The following is a 5278-nucleotide window of genomic DNA, read 5'->3' on the forward strand; positions in this document are numbered from 1 at the left end:
AAGTGTTGCACTTCAATTTTAAATCGGGGCATTATTAATTTCAGCTTTATTTATCGCTTTTATGGAAGGAATGTCAATCACCAAGATCGTGCCCACCATCGAAGCCGGCTTAAGCAGTGTTCTGGGAACCCTCGCGCTGATTCTGATATTCGGGGCAATCATTGGAAAGCTAATGACCGAGTCAGGCGCTTCTCAACAAATCGCTGATACCATTGTTTCTAAAATGGGTGTCAAGCTGCTGCCATATGCCCTGTTAATTATTGGAACCATCTTTGGGATGGCAATGTTTTACGAAGTGGCCTTCCTGATTGCCGCACCATTGGTTATCAGCATTGCTAAAGAGGCCAAAATTCCTTACATGCGGTTAATCGTCCCAACCGTTGCCGGAGCCACGATGGGCCACAGCATCTTTCCACCCCAACCAGGTCCAATGGCGTTGGTCACCGCATTCCACGCTGATATCTCTCAAGTCTATATCTTTGGATTAATTGTCATCATCCCAACCATTATTTGTTCCGGAGTTTTGATTCGCCGGTTCATCCCTGGTTTGGACGAAATGCCTCTTGGAAACGTCATGAAGCCGGCCGAAAAGAAGCCCGCCTCAGAACTCCCAAGCTTTGGCATCAGCATTTTGGTACCACTTCTACCTGCCATTCTGATGATCGGTTCATCATTAGCCAAACTGACCGTATCCAGCCATTCATTCCTTTATAAATTCGCCGAATTCATCGGAAGCGCCGAAATCAGCATGCTTTTAGCTGTTCTGGTCGCGATGTGGGTATTTGGTTATCGTCGTCACCAAACGGGGGCTGAAATCACCAACCAGCTCACCAGCGCCATTGAAGGTATTTCAAACGTGCTGTTGGTTATTGCCGCCGGCGGTGTGATGAAGGAAGTCATTATCGACACCGGAATTGGTGATACCTTGGTTTCCTTCGTTGGTAAATTACCAGTATCCCCATTGATTCTTGCTTGGATTATCACGGTGCTCATTCGAATTTTGACTGGTCAGGGAGCCGTCGCCGCAATTACAGCTGCCGGAATCGTTGCCCCAATGATCGCCGCATTCAATGTCAATCCCGTATTGATGGTACTTGCATGTGCCGTTGGTAGTAATACCATGACGTTGATGTACGATGGTGGCTTCCTGCTGTTCCAGCAGTCATTCGGTATTTCAATTAAGGATACCTTCAAAACTTGGGGCGCCCTTGAATTTACCAACTCATTTGTCGGCCTCATTGTGATCCTGGGATTAGATTTAGTTATGTAATGGCCACAAATAATTGAAGATATTCAAAAACAGATTTCAACTTTGGACGCCGTTTCTGGCTGCTCATTGAAATCTGTTTTTTGGTGTTCATTTTAAAATTAATCACCTAACCTGGCATCTACAGGCTCCGCTAATCATTAAGACTTACCAACGACACGCCATCATTCCCCGCATCAAACACGGAATAACAGCCCGCCTTAAAGTCCACCGACCAAAAGTCGCCGCCGGTCCAATAACGATACAGCGTCCGCAGAACCCCCTGATGTGCGACAACCATCAACGTACTGTCTGCCGGCAACACTTCCCGATAATGATCGAGGGTCGCCGTCACCCGTTTCTCAAACACCCGGTATGGTTCGGCGCCAGCGGGGGTGACGTCAAATGGCGCCTGCAACCAGGCCGCCCAGGTCTTTGGATCACGAGCTTCCACCTGGTCGGCGTTCAAGCCTTCCCAGATCCCAAAGGGCATTTCATCGATGCCCTTCTCGACAATCTGTTTGGTTTCCGGATGATATTGCATGATTGCGTCCATGGTTTGCTGGGTCCGTTTCAAATCACTGCGGATCGCGTAATCGATCGTGGTTGCCTTCAGCTTATCGGCAAGCTCTTCCGCCTGCTTCAATCCCAAGCCATCCAATTCAATATCCGTGCGACCATAATATTTCTTTTCCTTGTTATATTGAGTCTCACCGTGGCGGGTCACTAATAATTTCATCCAAAAATCCTCACTAACGCTGTCAACACCAATAAAAACGCAACTTGAGCCAGCTCACCATACGCCCCAATTGTGTCGCCGGTAAAGCCGCCCAGTTTGTGGGTGATATAGTGTCGGTACCAAAGAGCCCCCAAGACGACGGCGAGATAGCCGACGAGACCGGGAATTCCTAATAGCCCGCCAATCACCAGAATCGAGAATAGCTGAGCAATCACGATTCTCCAGGTGGCAACGCCGGTCCATAGGTTGCCCAGCCCCTTCGTTTTGCCAGCATAAACCATTTTGTAAAATAACAACGCCATGCCGGTTTTGGCCACCATGGTCGTGCAGGCCGCCAACGCAACAAACTGCCAGTTCGCCAAATACTGACTGCAGACAACCCCGGCACCCATGACAATTGCGTAAAAATAGATCAGGGCCAAACTTCCCATAGTTCCAATCCGGCTGTCTTTCATAATTTCTTTGATCCGGTCCACCGTCCGCGATGAATACAGACCGTCGGCAGTGTCAGCCAGCGAATCCAAGTGAAAGCCGCCGGTCAGAATCCCGTCGGCCACCCAGAACAGGATCCAGGCAAACCAGCTGGGAAATACCAGGGTCATCAGCCAGAAAAAGAGGGCCTCCAGGCAGCCAATTAAAAATCCAAACAGGGTAAAGTACTGAATGCTCTTCTTAAACTTTGCCGTTGCGTCCGGAATTTCATACGGAATCGGAATTCTGGTGAAAAATTGTGTTAATAATATTAATGAGCCAAACATAGAATCAATGCCGTCCTTAATCTGAGTTTTGGTGAAGCTGCGCAATTTCGGTTAGTTCGGGAAATTGCTTTTCAAATGATTCACGTTTATCGGCCATCACGGCAACTAATAACACGGTTGCCGGCCCGGCAGATTGCGTGAATTCAGCATCCTGCAAGTCGACCATGGCGGAAATTTTGGCAGCGTGGGTGGCGGCCATCTGGGCAAGCTCATTGGCAATTCCCTTCGACCCCACCGGCAGCATGTCCACTACCGCCGAGTTGGTACGAATTGTCCGCACCAAGTCATATGAAAAAATCGTGGCTAAATGAGCCTTGACCGATTCCCCAACGTAGGGTGTCCCCAACTGATAAACGATCAGGGAGCCATTGATTGATGTCGCCGGAATTTCTTTTTGATCAATTTGGCCAATGACGGTCACCCCAATTGACGTCGTCTGAGTCGGCATATTATCTTCGGTACTCCCATTTAACGGAAGATCGGGAAATTCCGCCTTGGCTAACTCACTTTTAAGTCCATGAATTACCCGACCCCCAGTTGGGGCCATTTCGTTGCCAATCGTGTCAACAATGGCAATTGGTTGGGCACCAAAACACAACAGTTCCAATAATGGCACCCGCAGTGAATAAGCCGCAGTAATTGCTGGATCAATTTGAACAACGTCCAATGGCTTCTCCCCAATCCCTGCGCTGCTGTCACAGGCAATTACGAGTGCCGTTGTGGGACTCGTTGCCACCAGCGATAAATCACGAAATCGTGGGTTCATTTAATCAGCTCCCCTACTTCTGCGGTGTCAAAAACGGCGCATCCTTCACCCGATTGGGCAGCGCGGCATAGATCACTTCACAAACGATTAAGTTCAGGATTGTGGCAATGGTCAACGGGACGAAAAACGCCCAAACCGCTTGCTTCATGAGCGGATAAAGAAGCACCAACTCGATCGGCACGTTGATCGCGTAACCCAGCACGTCAGAAGCCAGTACGCCCTTCAGCGTATCCTTACCCAACCATTTACGAACCAGGCCGAACACCAGCATGCAAATCCCCATGGCAACGCCAATAATTAAATGAATCGGTAGTGTCAGCGGGAACCCCGCCAACGCGGCGGACACCAAGTGCCCAAATAATCCCAACGTTGCGCCAAACCACGGGCCCAGCAGCACCGCCCCCAAGAACGCCGGGGCTGAATCGAAGGCCACCGAACCCATGATTTTGACGTTTGCGCCAATCACGCAGAGCGCCAAGAGCATGGCGGCTAGGGTGAGGCGTTTCAGTCGATCTGATTGTGTCATAATTGCAATTTCCTCCTCATAATAATCAATCTTAGTTCCTTATCGATTGTATCAGAGATGGGTGGCGATATTTCGTTGAATTTAAAATAATCGATTCTAAGTTGCCGGCAAAAATAAAAAAGCAGAAATGCACGAGTACATTCCTAGCATTAAGAAATCATTTACGCTCAATTAACCCAAAAAATCTAGCATAGCTTTATTAAATACATCTTGTTGCTCAGCCATGATAATATGTCCGCATTCAGGAACAATTAACGATCTGCCATTTGGAGCAATTTTTGAAGACACAACCGCATGTTTAGGATTCCAAAAAGGACTCTCTTCCCCCGCCAAAAATAGGATTGGACTACTTATTAGGGAAATAACATCCCGCCAATCCTGGAATGTATGATCAAACAGTAACGGCCGATTCAACCTGTAATCAAATTTCCTTCCGGCACTAGCTTCTTTAACCAGCTTAAAAGTTTCATCGTTAATCTTTTTGAACGTTGTGTGAACATCATACATTTTTTCGGAAGCGTCTGGAAAATTATCCCAAGTAAGATCAAGCATGCCAAATTGCCACGTACTATCACTAATCATCTTAGGCGACTGATCGACACTAATAATATGGGATAATCTCGAGTCTCCGTAAAGGGAGCAATATGCCCAAATCACGGAGGCCCCCATAGAATTTCCCATGATATCGACCTTGTCTAAATTAAGATAATCAAGTAATTCATGGACGTCCTTACCTTGACGACTCATTCGCAAGCCTTTAGTAGTCGTTTCAGATTTTCCATGATTTCTCCTATCTAAATTAATTACTCTGAATCCACTTTGACTAAGTATTTTGACTTGTGAACGCCAAATTTCACGGTAACCAGCAAAACCTGTCATGATAAGTACGGGGCGGCCATTGCCAACATCATCATAAGATAACTTAACTCCATCACTCGTAATAAATTCCATCATAGTTCCTCCTCACCATGCTTAAGTTGACATAGTACCTACTTCAACCTTCCAAATTTGGTGGTTGTGATCTAAATAAACTTGAATGTCAGCCTTTGATCTTAAAGGTAATACATTATCAATAAAATTACGCCAATTCGTAAGTTTCCAATTTCTCTTGGCTATCGGCAAGAAATCGGTTACACTTAAATCGTAAAGAGCAGGTAAATTCAAATCAAGACATCGTCTCAAGTACCATTCATAATTATCTTTTTCATTGACATTAGGGTCTGTCTTAAAACAAGCTTTTTAG

At 46.6% G+C, this 5278-nt stretch carries 6 protein-coding genes; 1 reads left to right on the forward strand and 5 read right to left on the reverse strand.

The genetic code is table 11. The annotated features are described in order from the left end of the window. Window positions 1–37: 37 nt before the first annotated feature. Entirely contained in the window at window positions 38–1270 is a 1233-nt protein-coding gene (locus FD47_RS13545; protein ID WP_268872834.1) for a gluconate:H+ symporter, read from the forward strand. A 130-nt stretch (window positions 1271–1400) separates the two neighbouring features. Here FD47_RS13545 and FD47_RS13550 read toward each other — a convergent pair whose 3' ends face one another. The 5 genes from FD47_RS13550 to FD47_RS13570 form a co-directional block, all read right to left on the reverse strand. Continuing rightward, window positions 1401–1985, reverse strand: a complete 585-nt coding sequence (locus FD47_RS13550; RefSeq protein ID WP_054736521.1) for a histidine phosphatase family protein — start codon at window positions 1983–1985, stop codon at window positions 1401–1403. Next, complete coding sequence (gene cobS / locus FD47_RS13555; RefSeq protein WP_054736522.1) at window positions 1982–2743, reverse strand: adenosylcobinamide-GDP ribazoletransferase; 762 nt, start codon at window positions 2741–2743, stop codon at window positions 1982–1984. The genes FD47_RS13550 and cobS overlap by 4 nt, the downstream gene beginning before the upstream one ends. Before the next feature lie 16 nt (window positions 2744–2759). Then, a complete protein-coding gene (locus FD47_RS13560; RefSeq protein WP_056980800.1) occupies window positions 2760–3509 on the reverse strand; it encodes a hypothetical protein in 750 nt (249 codons plus the stop codon). Between the two features lie 13 nt (window positions 3510–3522). Further along, the gene (locus tag FD47_RS13565) at window positions 3523–4035 is read right to left on the reverse strand and encodes an ECF transporter S component (protein WP_056980801.1); all 513 of its coding nucleotides are present in this window, start codon (window positions 4033–4035) and stop codon (window positions 3523–3525) included. Window positions 4036–4206: 171 nt separating this feature from the next. Continuing rightward, entirely contained in the window at window positions 4207–4986 is a 780-nt protein-coding gene (locus FD47_RS13570) for an alpha/beta fold hydrolase (RefSeq protein WP_054736524.1), read from the reverse strand. Window positions 4987–5278 lie beyond the last annotated feature (292 nt).

Origin of the sequence: Lentilactobacillus parafarraginis DSM 18390 = JCM 14109 (assembly GCF_001435895.1) — a bacterium.
In the GTDB taxonomy this organism is placed as follows: Bacteria; Bacillota; Bacilli; order Lactobacillales; family Lactobacillaceae; genus Lentilactobacillus; species Lentilactobacillus parafarraginis.

Bases quoted from the DNA above. Each gene is read 5' to 3' on its own strand.
- FD47_RS13550 (WP_054736521.1), bottom strand. From the start codon at position 1,985: ATGAAATTATTAGTGACCCGCCACGGTGAGACTCAATATAACAAGGAA.
- cobS (WP_054736522.1), bottom strand. From the start codon at position 2,743: ATGTTTGGCTCATTAATATTATTAACACAATTTTTCACCAGAATTCCG.
- FD47_RS13560 (WP_056980800.1), bottom strand. From the start codon at position 3,509: ATGAACCCACGATTTCGTGATTTATCGCTGGTGGCAACGAGTCCCACA.
- FD47_RS13565 (WP_056980801.1), bottom strand. From the start codon at position 4,035: ATGACACAATCAGATCGACTGAAACGCCTCACCCTAGCCGCCATGCTC.
- FD47_RS13570 (WP_054736524.1), bottom strand. From the start codon at position 4,986: ATGGAATTTATTACGAGTGATGGAGTTAAGTTATCTTATGATGATGTT.